This is a genomic window from Pseudomonas sp. SG20052 (genome assembly GCF_031766055.1).
Classification (GTDB): domain Bacteria; phylum Pseudomonadota; class Gammaproteobacteria; order Pseudomonadales; family Pseudomonadaceae; genus Aquipseudomonas; species Aquipseudomonas mandelii.
The window spans coordinates 429,495-448,941 of sequence record NZ_CP134498.1 but is presented as its reverse complement, the minus strand read 5'-3'; the positions used below and the strand labels follow the sequence as shown (position 1 = coordinate 448,941).

Here is a 19,447-nt window from a genome sequence, read left to right as displayed (position 1 = left end):
CCGAACGGGAGCAAGCTCCCTCGCCACAGGTTCAGGGTTTAACGGGGGGCTTGCGCAGCAAACTGAACGCCATCGCTGCGAGAAACAGCACGCTCAGCAGCAACACCCCCCACAACCCGAACTTCTTCCAGTCCGTGTCCGCTGTCGCGGCCGCAGTCACCGTGGAGGAGTTGCTCACCATCGCCGCACCCTCCACCGAAGCCTTGCCCAGCGCCGCCCACTTGGCCGCGCTGTAATCCGGGATCAGCGTCGACAACGGCAGGTTCGCCGCCCTCACCGTCGCACTCCCCAGCGCCAGCGTATAAGGCCCCGCCCCACGCGCCAGGAACACCAATTGCGTCGAGCGCACAGCAAACTTCAACGTCGGCGCTTCAGCACCCAAGCCACCGCCGCGCTCATCCACGACCAGCTTCAACTGCTGCACGGTTTGCCCCGACAGCTGCAATTCGTTCTGCACCACGTCCTGGCCACTCTGGGTCAGGCGATAGAGTAAACCGCTGGTCAGCGGCTGCCACGGCAGGCTGCTTTCGCGACGACCGGACAACGTCACCGGCGCCAGGCTGTTGGGCTGACTCAGCTCGACCTGAACCCGCTCGACATTCAGCCCCATCGGCAACTGCCAGGTGTACTCACCCGCCTTAACGCTGCTGCCCGCCAGCGGCTGCGACCAGACCAACGGCAGCGGCAGACTGCGGGGACTCGCGCTTTGCAGCTGCGCAGACGTCAGCGTCGGTGCCAATTGCGGTGAATTCCACAGCAGGCGCAGATAACGCGCCGATTGCCCCGGCAAGCCGACTTCATGCTGCTCGACCCGTTCATCGGCAAACGTCAGCCGCGCCACCTGGCCTTCGCCCCACGACTGCCAATGCTGCAAGTCGTCGCTGGCCTCGATGGTGAAACGCTGAAAGCCATCGCGCTCGCTGGTCCAGTCGAGGATCAACTGCTGCAACGGCGCCTTGATGGCGCTGGCGTCGAGCAACCAGCCGCGCAGCACTTCTTCGCCCGCCTCCAGCTGACTGGACGGTTGCACTTCGACCAACGTGCCGTTCTCGCTCGATTGCACGCGGATGCCCGGCGCACGCTCCGTGGCGTCCGCCGAGGTGTACAGCGGGAACCACTTCACATCGGTCAGCGTACGATTTTCCCGGGTTGACGCCGCCTCGCGAGCCAAGGCGTAGGCCTGGGCCTCACCGGCAGCGTTGAACACGCGAACATCGCTGAGGTCCGTTTGCCGCGCATTGAGTTGCACGCTCAAGGGCAATTCGAGGCGATACCAAGGCCCTTCGCCGCTCACCGACAACGGCACGTGCGTGGCAAAGTCCGCCGGTTTTTCCTGAGCGCTGGCGGACAGCGCCACACCCAACGCAACAGCGCCCAACCAGCCCAGGTTCAACTTCTGACTCAAGACGACACTCCTTCGGTTTCAGGGGCCGGCCTTTCAGCGTCGGCTCCGCCTTGGCGCGCAGCCTCGGCGCGCTTGGGCGGCAGCGGCGCGAAATAGCCCACCACCAGCAGCAACACGCCGACGCCGATAAACGACACAATCCGCGCAAGGCCGCCACGGTTACTCAGTTCGACAAAGAACAGTTTGGCCACCACCACACCAATCAGCGCGGCGCCGATCAGCCAGACTTCACGGCGATGACGCAGATGGCCGCCGATCATCAGGCTCAGCGCCATCAGGGTCCAGACGATGGACAGCCCCGCCTGCACCAGCATCGATTCAAGCAACGCATCGAGCTCGAACGGCACACCGCCCCAATGGTGCGCGGTGCGCATCACCAGTGCGGTGAAGAACGCGAACAGCGAGACCCCGGCGATCAGTTGCGTGGCGTGCGCTATGTAATCTTTGCGAATCGCCAGTTGCGTCACGGCGCTGCGGGACCAGACGTAGACGCCGAACAGCGCAAACAGCAGACCCAACTCCAACGGATTGACCAGCGGCACATAGGGCAGCGGCTCGGCCGTGCCGTCGCTGACGATATTCGCCAGCCAGAACCAGCCGAGCATCAGCAGCGCCAACGGTGCCGCCGCATAAAAACGGTACTCGCGTGGATACGCCGAAACAGGCCAAGGCCCATTCCGTGGCGCCGCCATCAGCACCAGATACAGACTCGGCAGGATCGCCCAACCCAGCCAGCGCCAGGCGTTGTACTGCTCGGACAACAGCAGCAAACCGTAACGCAGCTCCAAGGCCAGCACACCGATCAACAGCCAGCAGCCGAGCACATGAGCGGTGCTCAGGGCACGCGCCGGCAACATCGGCGCCAGACGTCGCAGGGAGATGAAATGCACGACGAACACGGCCGCCCACACCAGCCAACCGAAATTGGCTGCCGGGTGATAACGCGAGTGCCACGCGGCGAGCAGTACCAGACCGGCAGCGGGCATCAGCAAGGTGCAAAGCAGGCCCAGCGACGACCAATTCAAGCGCAGCGCCAACACCGCCCACAGCGCCACGCTCAAGGCGGCAACCGCCAGCAACAAGGTTGCTTGGAGATTCAGCGGTGCAAAACGCAGCACTTCGCTGATCCACGCCAGCGCCCACCAGCCTGCGCCCCACACCAGCAACACTTCGGACAAACGCTGCAAGCTCAGCACATCAAACGCCGAGGCATGGTTGCCAAGTTGCAAGCGCCACGCTCCGACCATCGCGGCCAGGCCCAACACCAGCGGCGTCCAGAAACCGCTGTGGGCCAGAGGTTTCAACCCTTCGCTGGCCAGCGGCCCGAGCAGGTCCGGCCCGGCGAACAGGAACGCTGCTCCGCCAATCACCTGCAACAGCAGGCCGAAGACAAAACTCACGCGCTGCTTGAGGTACAGGCTCAGCCAAATGATGAACAAGCCACTGGCCGCCCACACCGCACTCGCGGTCTGCCAGGGCAGCACGAACAGCACCGCCAGATTGATCAGCACCAGACCCGCCAGCAACACCACCGACAAGCCGCGCAGCAGCCGGACATCGCTGCGCACCATCTCATCACGCGCGGCGAGCAACATGCCGGCGATCAGCGCGAGGCCGATCAAAGACGCGCTGAGCAAACCGCTCCAACCCGCGCTAAACACGGCGCCAGACTCACCGCTGGAACCTTGCAAGCGCAGCAGGAACAGTGCACCGCCAAGCAATTGCACAGCGAACGCGGTGAACAGGAACGTGCGTGATTGCAGGCGCAGACCGACAAACAACGTCGCCAACCCCGCCAACGCCCAGCTGATGGCGGTGCCGTGGGTCAGGAAGAACAATGGCGCCAACAGATAGAGGAAGGTCAGGCCCAGGCAAGCCAACACCGGCCGCCCTTTGCGCTCCCATTCCGATGTCTGTTCGGGCAGGGCTTTGCGCAATTGATAGAAGCTGAACAACAACGCCACGCCGAGCATCAACGCGCCCAGCGGAGCGCCGTCGAGCAAACTGCCGTCGCCGATGCGCAATTCGCTGACAAACGCGATGGCCGAGCCCAGTTGCAGCAATAAGGCAAACGCACGAGCCAGCGGTCGTTGCTGACGCAGGCCGAGCCAGAAAATGCCCGCGCCCTCGACCGCCCAAGCGGCAGCCGTCCAGCGCGCGTCGAGCCCCAGCGGAATCGCGAGGCTGGCGAAGATCACGCCCAGCGCCAAACAGGTTTCCGCGAGCAGCAATGCGCGGCCGCCCATCAGGAAACGCGCCAGGCCCATGTAGATCATGCCCAAGGCCAAGGCACTGAACGCTGCGGCAAATTCCAAATGCTGAACCAGCGCGAACTGCAATCCGAAGCCCACCAGCGGCGGGCCGAACAGCATCGTGCCGTCGACGTAATCGCCCTTGCGCGCCGACCAGCGCAGCAGCGCCTCACGGCTATCGTCCTCGGGGGCGTCGCTCATCTCCAGCAACTTGCGCCGGGCAAACAGCAGACCGATGGCCAGGTACATCAGGAAGAACAGCACCAGGAACGGTTCGGTGCTCCACAGCAATTCCGGTGTGTAGGAGCGCAGGCCCCAGGCGAAACCGATGCCGAAAGTGCCGACGAAACCGATCAGGTTCAGCAGTCGCCAGGCCTTGAACCAGGCGATGGCGAGGATGCCGGCGTTGAGCAAGGCGAAGTAGCTGAACAGCGCGACGTGGTTGCCGGCGCCGGTGGAAGTCAGGATCGGTGCCGCGAAGCCGCCGAGTGCAGCGGCCGCGGCCAGGCCCAACGCATCCTGAGTGATGGCGAGAATCGCCGAGAACACCGTGACCGCGACCAGCAGCCCCAGGGCGGCGCTTGGATCGAGTAGCGGGTGCAGGCGCATCGCGGCAAACACCGTCAGGTACAACACGGCGATGCCGGTGCCTTGCAGCATCAGCGCGTAATTGCTGTTGCGTGTTCTTAGCCACCAACCCAGACCAAGCAAGCCCAACGCAGCGGCCGCAACCCCGGCGTAACGCAGTTCGATCGGCACCACCATGCCTTCGGTGGCATACCGCAGCAAGAACGCCAGACCGAGGAACAACAGCACCACGCCGACCCGCAGCACGGTGTTGCCGCCGAACAGCCAGTTGCGAGCGCCGCTGATGGCCCGCTCGATGAAGTTCGGGCCACGCGGGACGGCGGGTTGTTGCGGTTCGCGGGTAACAGGATCGGGTTTCCAGACATCGTCGGGCAGCGGACGGCTGGTTTGCGCTGCCGTTGCGCTCATCGGCTCGAGTTCGGGCGGAAGATCCCAGATCAGCTCGGGGGTTTCGACAGGAATGTCATCGAGGGTGAACTCAGGCGACGGAGCGGCTTCGCTGGCAACCGGCTCGCTGGTTTCAGGCGTTGTGACGCCCGGCACCTCCAACAATGCCAGGCGTTGCTGCACGCCATTGAGCGCAACCTGCGCCTGCTCCAGCAGACGACGTTGCTCGGTCGCTTCTGAATCCAGGCGGCCGATACGAATGGCCTGCCCTACTCCCAACCCGAGCAGCGCACCCAATAGCGCATCGCTGAATGACTCATCGAGTATCCAGCCCAGCACCAGCCCAATCAGCATGAACATCCATTGCATGGTCGATATCCCTAAGCGGCCCCGCTGCGGGGCGAATCCGGGTGAAGCAGTCTCTGGCTGAGTCTAGTGTGAAACCACACAAACCTGTGGGAGCGAGCCTGCTCGCGAAGGGGCCATGACATTCAGCATTGACGTTGAATGTCAGACCGCTTTCGCGAGCAGGCTCGCTCCCACAATGGATTGCCAGTGTCTGCTGCCCGGTGAAACTGGGGCTTAGTATATCGATCAGGCCCAACAACCGCCGGGCCTTGCTCGCAATTATTGCTAAAAGTTACTCCAATGCCTTCCAGATATCCGTGGCGTACTCGCGAATGGTCCGGTCGGACGAGAACCAACCCATCCGGGAAGTATTCAACACCGCCGAACGCCACCAGGCTTGCGAATCATGCCAATGGGCTTCCACGCGCATCTGCGCGTCCCAATAGGAATCGAAATCGGCGCAGACCAGGAAGCGGTCGTAATCGATCAGCGAGTCGATCAACCCGGTGTAACGGGCCGGATCATCCGGCGAGAACACCCCGCCGCGAATCGCTTGCAGCACGTCATTCAAACGGTGTGATGCGGCAATATCCGGAGTCGCATTGAACTCATGGTTCTGCTTGCGCGCCTCAACCTGCTGGGCACTGAGACCGAAGATGAACATGTGCTCGGGGCCGATGAACTCGCACATTTCAACGTTGGCGCCATCGAGGGTGCCGATGGTCAGCGCACCGTTGAGGCCGAACTTCATGTTGCTGGTGCCCGAGGCTTCAAAGCCCGCGGTGGAAATCTGCTCCGACAAATCCGCCGCCGGAATGATGCTTTCCGCCAGGCTGACGTTGTAGTTGGGCAGGAACACCACTTTGAGCAGACCGCGCACCGTCGGGTCGTTGTTCACCACCCGGGCGATGTCGTTGGTCAACTTGATGATCAGCTTGGCCTGGTGATAACTGGCCGCCGCCTTGCCGGCGAAGATCTTCACCCGCGGCACCCAGTCGATTTCCGGCTCGGCGCGAATCGCCTGGTACAACGCCACGGTGTGCATCAGGTTGAGTAACTGGCGTTTGTATTCGTGGATCCGCTTGACCTGCACGTCGAACATGGCCGCCGGGTTGACCGCGATCCCCAGTCGTTCATGAATCAGGTACGCCAGGGCTTTTTTGCTGTGCAGCCGCTGCTCGGCGAAGGCTTTGCGGAACGCAGCTTTCTCGGCAAACGGCTCCAGTTCCTTCAGGCGTGCTTCAGCGTTGTCCAACAGGTCCGGGCCGAGGGCGTCGACCATCATCGACGTCAGCTCGGGGTTGGCCTGGTAGAGCCAGCGGCGGAAGGTGATGCCGTTGGTCTTGTTGTTGATCCGCTCCGGATAGAGCTTGTGCAGTTCGGAGAACACGGTTTTGCGCATCAGTTGCGTGTGCAGTGCGGACACACCGTTGACGCTGTGGGATCCGAGGAACGCCAGGTTGCCCATGCGCACTCGGCGGCCGTTGTCTTCCTCGATCAGCGACACCGCACGCAGCACGTCGAAGTCGTGAATGCCTTTGGCGCGCAACGAGTCAATGTGCTGGGCGTTGATCTGGTAAATGATCTGCATGTGCCGCGGCAGCATCCGCTCCATCAAACCGACCGGCCAGGTTTCCAGCGCCTCCGGCAACAGCGTGTGGTTGGTGTACGAGAGCGTGTCGACGGTGACCTGCCATGCGGCATCCCACGCCACGTCGTAGACGTCGACGAGCTGACGCATCAGTTCGGCCACGGCGATTGACGGGTGCGTGTCGTTGAGCTGGATCGCCGCGTGGTCGCCCAGGGTCAGGACCGAGGTGTGCATGTTGCGATGGCGGCGCAGCAAATCCTGCAAGGACGCGGCGACAAAGAAGTATTCCTGGCGCAGGCGCAGTTCCTGGCCGGCTTCGGTGCTGTCCGCCGGGTAGAGCACGCGGGAGATGCTTTCTGCCCGGGCGACTTCGGCCACAGCGCCCAAGTGGTCACCGGCGTTGAAGCGCTCCAGGTGCAAATCTTCCATGGCGCGGGCACGCCACAGGCGCAGCGTATTGACGCTCGCCCCGCGCCAGCCGACCACCGGCGTGTCGTAGGCAATGGCCCGCACGGTTTCCGCCGGGGACCAGACTTGCTTGGACTTGCCGTTTTCATCGGTGACGGTTTCGACACTGCCGCCGAAGCCAATCGGGTACACGACTTCAGGCCGTTCAAATTCCCACGGGTTGCCGAAGTCCAGCCAGTGTTCGGTTTGCTCCTGCTGCCAGCCGTCGACGATGGCCTGGCGGAACAAGCCGTGTTCATAACGAATACCGTAGCCGTGGCCAGCGATGCCGAGGGTCGACATGCTTTCCATGAAGCACGCTGCCAGACGACCGAGGCCGCCGTTGCCCAGCGCCGCGTCGGGCTCCAGCAGGCGGATACGTTCCAGGTCGACGCCGAGTTCGGTCAGCGCTTCGCGGGCGACGTCGAGCAGGCCAAGGTTGCTCAGGCTGTCGTAGAGCAGCCGGCCGATGAGAAATTCCAGGGAGAGGTAGTAAACCCGTTTCTGACCTTTGCGGTAGATCTGCCGGGTGTGATCCATCCAGTGCTCGACCATGTGATCGCGCGCTGCCAACGCAATGGCTTCGAACCAGTCGTGGTCGAAGGCGTGATCCGGGTCTTTGCCCACCGCGTAGGTGAGTTTGGTCAAGACGGCATCGCGAAATGCGGCCACCTCTGCTTCGCGAACAAGTGGTTCTTGAGTCATCGATAGGACCTCGAGCGAGCGTGGAGTTGTTGAGCCTAGACGGTCTGACAGGCCGTTGGGACTCTGGTTCGGCAGTTTTTCCTGATAGTGCGAGATAGGGCGGCATTACATTGTCATGTGCCTGAATCAATGCAGGGGCCGTGCCGGATTAACGGTGTTTTTTGAGCGAAGGAGAAAAAATCTGGCGAAAGGTTGTTCAAAAATCCACCAGTCCCGGTATGATCGCGCGCCCTGATGCACACGCTGGTAACAACCGATGATGAAGTCCAACCTGATCGCCGCTGCGGAGATCGATCGCCTCGATACCTGGGCCAAATATTCTGCACCGATGTGCGGCTCGTGTGTATCCAGCTGCTGCACGCTGCCGGTCGAGGTCAAGATCAAGGACCTTATCCGCATCGGCATCGTCGACGAGTTCGAGCGCGGCGAGCCGCCAAAGAACATTGCCAAGCGCTTGCAGAAGGAAGGGATCGTCGAGCGTTACAACCAGAAGTCCGAGATCTTCACCCTCCAGCGCATGAGCAACAACGATTGCCTGTACCTGGATCGTAAGAGCCGTCTGTGCACTATTTATGAAAAGCGCCCGGACACTTGCCGCAATCACCCGAAAATCGGGCCACGGCCGGGGTATTGCGCATACAAGCCTAAAGAAGTGGCGCGCGAGAGCAGCGCTAGCCGTAGGACGCTTGAGAAGTTCTGATCCGCAATCACGCTGCCGGATAGATCGCCTTCGCGGGCAAGCCTCGCTCCTACAGGTCATGCGCCGTTCTTGTGACGCGTGCAAAACCCGTAGGAGCGAGGCTTGCCCGCGAAGGGACCCGAACTGACACCGCACAAACCCCAGACAAACAAAAACGCCCCCGACCTTGCGGTCGGGGGCGTTTTTTTAGCAGCTAACTAAGTCGAGACTCAGTTACCGGCTTTCTTGGCAGCGCGGGTACGCTCGCTTTCGCCCAGGATCTTCTTGCGAAGACGGATGGACTTAGGAGTGACTTCGCACAATTCGTCTTCTTGAACGAATTCCAGAGCTTGTTCCAGGGTGAAACGGATAGGCGGAACCAGAGCGATGGTTTCGTCTTTACCCGAGGCACGCATGTTGTCGAGCTTCTTGCCTTTGGTTGGGTTGACGCCCAGGTCGTTGTCGCGGCTGTTGATGCCGACGATTTGACCTTCGTACACGTCTTCACCGTGACCCAGGAACAGTTTGCCGCGAGCTTGCAGGGTTTCCAGCGAGTAAGTCAGAGCCTTACCGGTAGCAACCGAAACCAGCACGCCGTTCTGACGGCCGGACATGTCGCCGGACTTCATCACGTCGTAACGATCGAAGATCGAGGTCAGGATGCCTGCACCGGAGGTCAGGGTCAGGAACTCGTTACGGAAACCGATCAGGCCACGAGCCGGGATGTTGTACTCAAGGCGCACACGGCCCTTGCCATCCGGAACCATGTTGGTCAGGTCGCCTTTACGGATACCGATCTGTTCCATGATCGAACCTTGCGATTCTTCTGGCAGGTCGATGGTCACGTTTTCGTACGGTTCGTGCTTCACGCCGTCAACCATGCGGATGATCACTTCCGGACGACCAACACCCATTTCGAAGCCTTCGCGACGCATGGTTTCGATCAGTACCGAGAGGTGCAGCTCACCACGGCCGGAGACTTTGAACTTGTCGGCGGTGTCGCCTTCTTCAACGCGCAGGGCAACGTTGTAGAGCAGTTCTTTGTCCAGACGTTCCTTGATGTTACGGGACGTCACGAACTTGCCTTCTTTACCGCAGAAAGGCGAGTCGTTTACCTGGAAGGTCATGGAAACGGTTGGCTCGTCAACGGTCAGCGGCTTCATCGCTTCGACGTTCAGTGGGTCGCACAGAGTGTCGGAGATGAACAGCTGGTCGAAGCCGCTGATGCAGACGATGTCGCCGGCAGCTGCTTCTTCAACGTCGATACGGTGCAGACCGTGGTGACCCATCAGCTTCAGGATACGACCGTTACGCTTCTTGCCGTCGGCGTCGATAGCAACAACCGGAGTGTTCGGCTTGATGCGGCCACGAGCGATACGGCCAACGCCGATAACACCCAGGAAGCTGTTGTAGTCCAGAGCGGAGATCTGCATCTGGAACGGACCTTCACGGTCGACTTTCGGCGCAGGTACGTTGTCGACGATCGACTGGTACAGCGGGGTCATGTCTTCAGCCATGTCGGTGTGTTCCAGACCGGCAATGCCGTTCAGGGCCGAGGCGTAGACGACTTTGAAGTCCAGCTGTTCTTCGGTAGCACCGAGGTTGTCGAACAGGTCGAAGATCTGGTCCAGAACCCAGTCCGGACGCGCGCCTGGACGGTCAACCTTGTTGATCACCACGATTGGACGCAGGCCGGCTTCGAAAGCCTTCTTGGTCACGAAACGGGTTTGCGGCATAGGGCCGTCTTGAGCGTCAACCAGCAGCAGAACGGAGTCAACCATCGACATTACGCGTTCAACTTCGCCGCCGAAGTCGGCGTGGCCCGGGGTGTCCACGATGTTGATGTGGTAGCCGTTCCAGTTGATGGCGGTGTTTTTCGCCAGAATGGTAATACCGCGTTCTTTCTCCTGGTCGTTGGAGTCCATCACGCGCTCGTCGTTGAGCTCGTTGCGCTCCAGGGTGCCGGATTGACGCAAGAGTTTGTCTACCAGGGTGGTCTTACCATGGTCAACGTGAGCAATGATGGCGATGTTGCGTAGATTTTCGATCACTTGTGTATCTCGATCAGAGGATTCGGTGTGCTGACAAGTCTTGGCAGCGATTAACAGTAGAGTCCGGCAAAGCCGTTACAGCTTGACGGCGGCGTCGGGGGGCCGGTGACGCAGGCCACAGGCAAACAGCCCCGGGCACTTAGCTCGGTCGATAAACGCGCACATTGGCATGCCCCTCACTGAGCAAATGGTGGGCATGCAGGCGACTCATCACGCCTTTGTCGCAATACAGCAGGTACTGGCGAGTAGGGTCCAGTTCCTTGAAACGAGCGTTCAATGCATAAAACGGCATCGTTTGTACCTCAATGCCAGCAAGGCCCAGCGGGTCGTCTTCAGCGGCATCCGGGTGACGGATGTCGATGACGATCTGACCAGCCAACGCTTCGCTGACTTCTTCGATCTGCAAGTCCTGGCCCAATTCGTCGATCACGCGATCGATCGGCACCAGTTTGGCGTTCTCGAGCGCACGCTCAAGTACTGCCATGTCGAACTGTTGTTCTTCGTACTCCACGCGCGGACGCTTGGCGTGGGTCTTGGGGTTCACCGAGATGACCCCGCAATATTCCGGCATGTGCTTGGCGAAGTCGGCAGTACCGATTTCGTTGGCCAGGTCGATGATGTCCTGCTTGTGACTGGCGATCAGCGGACGCAAGACCAGCTTGTCGGTCACGCAGTCGATCACGGACAGGTTCGGCAGTGTCTGGCTCGACACCTGGGAAATCGCCTCGCCGGTAACCAGCGCTTCGATGTCCAGCCGATCGGCAATACGGGAAGCAGCGCGCAACATCATACGCTTCAAAACTACACCCATATGACTGTTATCGACTTTCCCGAGAATTTCTCCCAGTACTTCCTCGAATGGCACACTCACAAATAACACGCGTTGGGAGCTGCCGTACTTCTTCCAGATGAAGTGCGCGACTTCCATGACGCCCAGTTCATGGGCCCGCCCGCCCAGATTAAAGAAGCAGAAATGGCTCATCAGGCCGCGGCGCATGATCTGGTACGCAGCCACCGTGGAATCGAACCCACCCGACATCAGCACAAGCGTCTGTTCCAGGGCGCCCAGCGGATAACCGCCGATGCTGTTGTGCTGGCTGTGGATCACGAACAACCGTTTGTCGCGAATTTCGAGGCGGACTTCGATTTCCGGCTCTTTCAGCGAGATTCCCGCGGCGCCGCACTGACGACGCAGTTGGCTGCCGACGTATTTCTCGACGTCCATCGAACTGAATTCGTGCTTGCCGGCACGCTTGCAGCGCACCGAAAAGATCTTCCCGGCCAGCGCATCACCGAAGTGCTGCTTGCACTTGGCGACGATGTCGTCGAAGTCGCCCAGCGGGTATTCATCGACTTGCAGGAAATGCGCGATGCCCGGCATGCAGCTCAGGCGCTCGGTCATCTCCTTCAGGGCTTTGGGCTCGCTGACGCGGGTTTCCAGCTCGAGATTGTCCCACACACCGTTCACCACCACAGCCGGGTCCAGGTCGCGGAGCACGGTACGGATATTTTTGGCCAACTGGCGGATGAAACGCATCCGTACCGGGCGGCTCTTGATGGTGATCTCGGGGAAGACTTTTACGATTAATTTCATGAAAACAGCGCGCGCAGGCCCAGCCGAAAAAGGGGGGCGCGGATTATAGCGGAAATTGCTCAAGGTTTAACCAGTTAATGTGCAGAAGGTTTTGCGCGCACCAAAACAGGTCATTTGATGATTTTAACGCTACATTGTAGGGCGAGATTTTCCGCTTACAGACGCTTTGTGCCTTTATAAGCGTGATATTGGGGCAAAAAACCCATGCTGGGGCACTGGCATGCAATTTGCTCCCTTGTGAGGCAGGTTGCCTTGGCAGAGTATTCGCGCCGGCATCACCCACATTCTAAGGGCATCCACTACTAAGCCCGAAGCCACCCGGAGGACACTATGTCGAAGTCGGTTCAACTCATCAAAGATCATGACGTCAAGTGGATTGATCTGCGCTTCACGGACACCAAAGGCACTCAGCACCACGTGACCATGCCGGCTCGCGACGCGCTGGATGAAGCTTTCTTCGAAGAAGGCAAAATGTTCGACGGTTCCTCCATCGCTGGCTGGAAAGGCATCGAAGCCTCCGACATGATCCTGATGCCGGACGACAGCACTGCCGTTCTCGACCCGTTCACCGAAGAGCCGACCCTGATTCTGGTTTGCGACGTGATCGAGCCTTCGACCATGCAAGGCTACGACCGTGACCCACGTGCGATCGCCAAGCGTGCCGAGGAATACCTGAAGTCGACCGGTATCGGCGACACCGTATTCGTAGGTCCAGAGCCAGAATTCTTCATCTTCGACGAAGTGAAGTTCAAGTCCGACATCTCCGGTTCGATGTTCAAGATCTACTCCGAACAAGGTTCGTGGATGTCCGACCAGGACGTGGAAGGCGGCAACAAAGGCCACCGTCCAGGCGTCAAAGGCGGCTACTTCCCGGTTCCGCCGTTCGACCACGACCATGAAATCCGTACCTCCATGTGCAACGCCATGGAAGAGATGGGCCTGGTTATCGAAGTTCACCACCACGAAGTGGCCACTGCCGGCCAGAACGAAATCGGTGTGAAGTTCAACACCCTGGTGGCCAAGGCTGACGAAGTTCAGACCCTGAAGTACTGCGTACACAACGTGGCTGATGCCTACGGCCGCACCGCGACCTTCATGCCTAAGCCGCTGTACGGCGATAACGGTTCGGGTATGCACGTTCACCTGTCCATCGCCAAAGATGGCAAGAACACCTTCGCTGGCGAAGGCTATGCCGGCCTGTCCGACACCGCCCTGTACTTCATCGGCGGCATCATCAAGCACGGTAAGGCCCTGAACGGCTTCACCAACCCGTCGACCAACTCCTACAAGCGTCTGGTCCCAGGTTTCGAAGCGCCGGTAATGCTGGCCTACTCGGCTCGTAACCGTTCCGCTTCGATCCGTATTCCTTACGTGTCCAGCCCTCGCGCTCGCCGTATCGAAGCCCGCTTCCCGGATCCAGCAGCCAACCCGTACCTGGGCTTCGCTGCACTGTTGATGGCTGGCCTGGACGGCATCCAGAACAAGATCCACCCTGGCGACGCAGCTGACAAAAACCTGTACGACCTGCCGCCTGAAGAGGCGAAAGAGATCCCACAAGTTTGCGGCAGCCTGAAAGAAGCCCTGGAAGAGCTGGACAAAGGTCGCGCGTTCCTGACCAAAGGCGGCGTGTTCTCCGATGACTTCATCGACGCTTACATCGCTCTGAAAAGCGAAGAAGAAATCAAGGTCCGCACCTTCGTACACCCACTGGAATATGAGCTGTACTACAGCTGCTGATCCGGTAGCGCCTGCGCAAGCGGCGTGACAAGAAAGAGGCCTCCTTCGGGAGGTCTTTTTTATGCCCGCGATTCAACAAGCGCTGAAAAACCCTGTGGGAGTGAGACCGGCTTCCCGGCGATGGCATTGTTTCATTCAATATTGATGTTGGCTGATCCACCGTTATCGCGAGCAGGCTCACTCCTACAGGGTTTTGTTGTGTTTGGGAGATCCCTGTAAATCATGCCCGGATGTTTTTGAATTGGGTCAACCGCCACCCCTGACCTATGCTGCACCCCAACGCTTTTGTTTCTGGTCGATTTTATGGGTCGTGGTTTTCTTCTGATGTGGCTGCTGATCGCCCTGCCCGCCGCAGCGCAGATCTATAAGTACACTGACGCCTCCGGCAACACCGCCTACAGCAATCAGCCACCCGATGGCGTCAAGACGCAGCCGGTCGAGTTGCCACCGCTCAACAGCGTTGCGCCTCAGGCACCTCCCGCGCCCGCTGCCGAAGCCAGCAACCGCGAGCCGCCGCGCAGCGCCTATGAGGTGCTGGAGTTGACCGGTTTACCCACCGACGAAGCCCTGCGCGCCAACAACGGCACGTTCACAGTCAGCGTCCTGATCAAACCGCGCCTGCAAGCGCCGCATCTGTTCAGGTTGTTGCTTGATGGCCAACCCTATGGGCAATCGAGCAACGTGCCGATCCTGCAACTGGTGAACATCGATCGTGGCGAACACAGCCTGGCGGTGCAGGTGATCGATGGCGAGAACATCATCCAGCAAAGCCCGACGCAGACATTTACCGTGCAACGGGTGCACAAGCGATGAGGATGTGGCTGCTGATCGCCTGCCTGATCGCGCTGCCGGTCACGGCCGAGGTGTTCACCTACGTCGACGCCCAGGGCAACCGGGTCTACACCGACCAGCCAGGCTCAGGCAACGCCAAGCGTGTGCCGCTGGCGACGAGCAATCGCATGTCTGCCAACCCCAGCGGGGCCGCGCCGGTGACCGCTACGCAAAAAACCGAAGACAAACCCTTGTTCCACTACGACATGCTCCGCGTGCTTGTCCCGGAACCGGACGCTACGGTCCGTAGCAATGCCGGTGAGCTGATCGTCAGTGTCACCAATGAACCAGGCCTGCAACGAGGGCACCGCTACCGATTGCTGCTCGACGGCCAACCCACCGCCGAGCCCGGCGTCAGTCCGGTGTTTGCCCTGAGCAACATCGACCGTGGCCGCCACAACCTGTCCGTGGAAATCCTCGACGAACAGGGTCGCACCGTCGAACGCACGGCCAATCAACCCTTCCAGATGCTGCGCATCTCCCTCGCACAGAAGCGCAAAGTCAAACCTTGCGCTCTCACCGACTATGGTCAACGGCCGGAATGTCCGCTCAAAGACAAACCCGTAGAAGAAAAAAATCCCTTCCTGCGTTTCTTCTAACGCCGTTCAGCTTTGCGCACTATATTGGTGCAATAGGGTGCACCGTACCCACATCTCAACCCATTTTGGTTCGAAAGTACCCGCAAAAGCTGGCAGAACGCCACGCAAACGAGCGTCAAACGCCCGTTTCAGGCTTTAAACGCTTCTTTTCGGAGCCTTGGTTTGGTTTTTGCATTTTCCTCATATCGGCGCGTTATTCGCGCGCATGCCCTGCTCCAAAAGAGGTCCTAAATGACCATCAGTGACGCACTCCATCGTCTGCTTCTCGACAATCTGACCACCGCTACCATTTTGCTCGATGCCGAATTGCGCCTCGAGTACATGAACCCGGCGGCGGAGATGCTCCTGGCCATCAGCGGTCAGCGTAGCCATGGGCAGTTCATCAGCGAGTTGTTCACCGAATCCACTGAAGCGCTGAATTCCTTGCGCCAGGCGGTCGAGCAGGCGCACCCGTTTACCAAGCGCGAAGCGATGCTCACCGCCCTCACCGGCCAGACGCTGACCGTCGACTACGCGGTAACGCCGATCCTGGCCAACGGCGCCACGATGCTGCTGCTGGAAGTCCACCCCCGTGACCGCTTGTTGCGGATCACCAAGGAAGAGGCGCAACTGTCGAAACAGGAAACCAGCAAAATGCTGGTGCGCGGTCTCGCTCACGAAATAAAGAACCCGCTGGGCGGGATTCGCGGCGCGGCGCAATTGCTCGCCCGTGAACTGCCGGAGGAAAGCCTGCGCGATTACACCAACGTCATCATTGAAGAAGCCGACCGCCTGCGCAATCTGGTCGATCGCATGCTCGGCTCCAATAAGCTGCCGTCATTGGCCATGTGCAACGTCCACGAAGTGCTGGAGCGTGTCTGCCATCTGGTCGAGGCCGAAAGTCAGGGCTGCATCACTTTGGTGCGCGACTACGACCCGAGCATTCCCGACGTCTTGATCGACCGAGAACAAATGATCCAGGCCGTGTTGAACATCGTGCGCAACGCAATGCAGGCCATCAGCAGCCAGAACGAGCTGCGCCTGGGCCGCATCAGCCTGCGCACCCGCGCCATGCGCCAGTTCACCATTGGCCACGTGCGCCATCGCCTGGTGACCAAGATCGAAATCATCGACAACGGTCCCGGCATTCCCGCGGACCTGCAAGAAACCATCTTCTTTCCCATGGTCAGCGGCCGCCCGGACGGTACCGGGCTGGGCCTGGCCATTACCCAGAACATCATCAGCCAGCACCAGGGCCTGATCGAATGTGACAGCCACCCAGGCCATACCACTTTCTCGATCTTTCTGCCCCTGGAACAAGGAGCCACATCGACATGAGCCGTAGTGAAACCGTGTGGATCGTCGATGACGACCGTTCTATTCGTTGGGTCCTGGAAAAAGCCTTGCAGCAGGAAGGCATGACCACGCAAAGCTTCGACAGCGCCGATGGCGTGATGAGCCGCCTGGCGCGCCAGCAGCCGGACGTGATCATCTCCGACATCCGCATGCCGGGTGCCAGTGGCCTGGACCTGCTGGCGCGGATTCGCGAGCAACACCCACGGTTGCCAGTGATCATCATGACTGCGCACTCCGATCTGGACAGCGCTGTCGCGTCCTATCAGGGCGGCGCGTTTGAGTACCTGCCAAAACCGTTCGACGTCGACGAAGCGGTGTCGTTGGTCAAACGCGCCAACCAGCACGCCCAGGAACAGCAAGGCCTGGAAGTCCCGGTCGCCTTGACCCGCACCCCGGAAATCATCGGCGAAGCGCCGGCGATGCAGGAAGTGTTTCGCGCCATAGGGCGCTTGAGCCACTCCAACATCACCGTGCTGATCAACGGTGAATCCGGTACCGGTAAAGAATTGGTAGCCCACGCCCTGCACCGCCATAGTCCACGGGCTGCATCGCCCTTCATCGCGTTGAACATGGCGGCGATCCCGAAAGACCTGATGGAATCCGAGTTGTTCGGCCATGAGAAAGGCGCGTTCACCGGCGCAGCCAACCTGCGTCGCGGGCGCTTTGAGCAGGCGGACGGCGGCACGCTGTTCCTCGATGAAATCGGCGACATGCCGGCCGACACCCAGACCCGCTTGCTGCGCGTACTGGCCGACGGCGAGTTCTATCGCGTCGGCGGTCATACACCGGTGAAGGTCGATGTGCGCATCATCGCGGCGACGCACCAGAACCTGGAAACCCTGGTGCACGCCGGGAAATTTCGTGAGGACTTGTTTCACCGCCTCAACGTGATCCGCATCCACATTCCACGGCTGTCGGACCGTCGCGAAGACATCCCGACCCTGGCCAAGCACTTCCTCAGCCGTGCTGCACAAGAACTGGCGGTGGAACCGAAGCTGCTGAAAAGCGAAACCGAGGAATACCTGAAGAACCTGCCGTGGGGCGGCAACGTGCGTCAGCTGGAGAATACCTGCCGCTGGATCACGGTGATGGCTTCGGGTCGCGAAGTGCACATCAGCGACCTGCCGCCGGAACTGCTGAGCCTGCCGCAGGATTCGGCGCCTGTGACCAATTGGGAGCAAGCGCTGCGTCAATGGGCTGATCAGGCGTTGGCTCGCGGTCAATCGAGTTTGCTCGACAGCGCGGTACCGGCGTTCGAGCGGATCATGATCGAGACCGCCCTGAAACACACCGCCGGGCGACGTCGCGATGCGGCGGTCTTGCTGGGTTGGGGACGTAATACCCTGACGCGCAAGATCAAGGAATTGGGGATGAAGGTTGATGGCGGGGATGATGATGAGGGGGAAGAAGGCTAAGCAGCCTTTGGATCTTCGCTGACAGTTACATCCATTCGCGGGCAAGCCTCGCTCCTACAGGTCACGCGCTAATCTTGAAATGGCGCAAACCCTGTAGGAGCGAGGCTTGCCCGCGAAGCTTTTGGGGCCAACGTGCACCGACTGAATGCACCGTGAACCGCAATCGCGCACAAAAACAAATCCAGAACCCCGCCGGTTTTCGCAATTGAACCCCGATCGAAAAAACACGAAAGCCCCGTAATACGGGGCTTTCGGCATTCCAGCGCAGCTTTCTGTTTCAACTTGTTAAAACCTGGCACGCCCCCTGCAATAGTCCATTCAGTGATTCAGTTCACTTCCCGGTTTCGGGGACCTTGGTACAGGCAGGCCGGGGATTCCCCTCTTTACATCGGGCTCATACCGCACTCGCGACGAGCCCCCCAGTTTTGGGGCCCTTGATACAGGCAGGTCAGGGGTTCCTTCTTTACACCGGGCTCGACGCCATGCGCGAGCCCTGCCGTTTTGGGAACCTTGGTACAGGCAGGCCGGGGATTCCCTCTTTTATTGCTCCCGGAGATGGATCTCCAGCCGCCAGCGGTCATCGACCTCGCTACCGGTCCACTCGCCCAGCAGTGGCCGGGCCGCTACTACCGTCAGCAACAACCCCCCATCACTCAAGCGCGTCCGCCAGTTCACGACCTTATCGTTGAGCTTGAGCTGACCTTTCTGCGCCTTGCCTTGCGCCTCGAACAGCAGCGCGAGGCTGCCGTCCACGAATTCGCCATGGGATTTGGGTTCGTTGTTGAACCACACCACCAGCCCATCGTCCGTCACCTCGATCTGTTGCAATTCGCTGGGGTCAGGCGTGGTCAGGCGACCGATCATCAGCCCCACCATCAGTCCGACAATCGCCAGCGAACCCATCACCCGCGGTAATAGTTTCGAACGTGGATCGATGGGCGGCGTAGAATGCCGCTCATCTTTACCTTCGGAGCCGTGCATGTTTCACGTCATCCTCTTTCAACCAGAAATTCCGCCGAATACCGGCAACGTTATCAGGCTGTGCGCCAACAGTGGCTGCCACCTGCATTTGATCGAACCGCTGGGCTTCGAGATGGACGACAAACGCCTGCGCCGGGCCGGCCTCGACTACCACGAGTATGCCACCCTGCAACGCCACGCGGACCTCGCCAGTTGCCTGGAAAGTCTTGGTCATCCACGGCTGTTCGCGTTCACCACCAAGGGCTCGCGCCCGTTCCACGATGCCAGCTTCGCCGAGGGCGACGCGTTCCTGTTCGGCCCTGAAAGCCGTGGCTTGCCGGCAGAAGTGCTCGATGCCCTGCCCGGCGAACAACGCCTGCGCTTGCCGATGCGCGAAGGCTGCCGCAGCCTGAACCTGTCGAACACCGTGGCGGTCGCCGTCTACGAAGGCTGGCGTCAGCTCGGCTTCAAGTAACACCCATAACAAATGTGGGAGCGAGCCTGCTCGCGAAGAGGGCGTGTC

At 60.2% G+C, this 19,447-nt stretch carries 13 protein-coding genes; 7 read left to right on the top strand and 6 right to left on the bottom strand.

Annotated features, from left to right (window positions below; genetic code table 11):
• Positions 1-31: 31 nt before the first annotated feature.
• The 3 genes from RHP74_RS02115 to RHP74_RS02105 form a co-directional block, all read right to left on the bottom strand.
• A complete protein-coding gene (locus RHP74_RS02115) occupies positions 32-1,405 on the bottom strand; it encodes a DUF3999 domain-containing protein (protein ID WP_311097546.1) in 1,374 nt (457 codons plus the stop codon).
• On the bottom strand, positions 1,402-5,001 hold the full coding sequence (locus RHP74_RS02110; protein ID WP_311097544.1) for a DUF2339 domain-containing protein: 3,600 nt from the start codon (positions 4,999-5,001) through the stop codon (positions 1,402-1,404). Before RHP74_RS02110 ends, RHP74_RS02115 begins: the two co-directional genes overlap by 4 nt.
• A gap of 271 nt (positions 5,002-5,272) precedes the next feature.
• Positions 5,273-7,723 (bottom strand): glycogen/starch/alpha-glucan phosphorylase, encoded by a 2,451-nt coding sequence (locus tag RHP74_RS02105; protein ID WP_077747594.1) that lies wholly within the window; start codon positions 7,721-7,723, stop codon positions 5,273-5,275.
• 256 nt (positions 7,724-7,979) lie between these two features.
• On the opposite strand from RHP74_RS02105, the gene RHP74_RS02100 reads away from it, so the two are divergent.
• Positions 7,980-8,423 (top strand): YkgJ family cysteine cluster protein, encoded by a 444-nt coding sequence (locus RHP74_RS02100; RefSeq protein WP_083375245.1) that lies wholly within the window; start codon positions 7,980-7,982, stop codon positions 8,421-8,423.
• 209 nt (positions 8,424-8,632) lie between these two features.
• On the opposite strand, the gene typA is transcribed toward RHP74_RS02100, so the two are convergent.
• Both typA and thiI read right to left on the bottom strand, forming a co-directional pair.
• The gene (gene typA, locus RHP74_RS02095; protein ID WP_010464551.1) at positions 8,633-10,453 is read right to left on the bottom strand and encodes a translational GTPase TypA; all 1,821 of its coding nucleotides are present in this window, start codon (positions 10,451-10,453) and stop codon (positions 8,633-8,635) included.
• Positions 10,454-10,592: 139 nt separating this feature from the next.
• Positions 10,593-12,047, bottom strand: coding sequence for a tRNA uracil 4-sulfurtransferase ThiI (gene thiI / locus RHP74_RS02090; RefSeq protein ID WP_042932446.1), 1,455 nt, complete (start codon positions 12,045-12,047; stop codon positions 10,593-10,595).
• A gap of 330 nt (positions 12,048-12,377) precedes the next feature.
• On the opposite strand from thiI, the gene glnA reads away from it, so the two are divergent.
• The 5 genes from glnA (at position 12,378) to ntrC (ending at position 17,964) form a co-directional block, all read left to right on the top strand.
• Positions 12,378-13,784 (top strand): glutamate--ammonia ligase, encoded by a 1,407-nt coding sequence (glnA, locus tag RHP74_RS02085; RefSeq protein ID WP_010464555.1) that lies wholly within the window; start codon positions 12,378-12,380, stop codon positions 13,782-13,784.
• A gap of 303 nt (positions 13,785-14,087) precedes the next feature.
• Complete coding sequence (locus RHP74_RS02080) at positions 14,088-14,597, top strand: DUF4124 domain-containing protein (RefSeq protein WP_311097538.1); 510 nt, start codon at positions 14,088-14,090, stop codon at positions 14,595-14,597.
• Positions 14,594-15,214: a DUF4124 domain-containing protein gene (locus tag RHP74_RS02075; protein ID WP_311097536.1), complete on the top strand. Its 621-nt coding sequence runs from the start codon at positions 14,594-14,596 to the stop codon at positions 15,212-15,214. The genes RHP74_RS02080 and RHP74_RS02075 overlap by 4 nt, the downstream gene beginning before the upstream one ends.
• A 231-nt stretch (positions 15,215-15,445) precedes the next feature.
• Positions 15,446-16,531 (top strand): nitrogen regulation protein NR(II), encoded by a 1,086-nt coding sequence (gene glnL / locus RHP74_RS02070; protein WP_010464561.1) that lies wholly within the window; start codon positions 15,446-15,448, stop codon positions 16,529-16,531.
• A complete protein-coding gene (ntrC, locus tag RHP74_RS02065) occupies positions 16,528-17,964 on the top strand; it encodes a nitrogen regulation protein NR(I) (RefSeq protein ID WP_010464563.1) in 1,437 nt (478 codons plus the stop codon). The genes glnL and ntrC overlap by 4 nt, the downstream gene beginning before the upstream one ends.
• A 540-nt stretch (positions 17,965-18,504) precedes the next feature.
• On the opposite strand, the gene RHP74_RS02060 is transcribed toward ntrC, so the two are convergent.
• On the bottom strand, positions 18,505-18,945 hold the full coding sequence (locus RHP74_RS02060; RefSeq protein ID WP_010464565.1) for a hypothetical protein: 441 nt from the start codon (positions 18,943-18,945) through the stop codon (positions 18,505-18,507).
• On the opposite strand from RHP74_RS02060, the gene RHP74_RS02055 reads away from it, so the two are divergent.
• The gene (locus tag RHP74_RS02055; protein ID WP_007949025.1) at positions 18,944-19,399 is read left to right on the top strand and encodes a tRNA (cytidine(34)-2'-O)-methyltransferase; all 456 of its coding nucleotides are present in this window, start codon (positions 18,944-18,946) and stop codon (positions 19,397-19,399) included. The two genes, RHP74_RS02060 and RHP74_RS02055, sit on opposite strands and share 2 nt — an antisense overlap.
• The last annotated feature ends 48 nt before the right edge of the window (positions 19,400-19,447 follow it).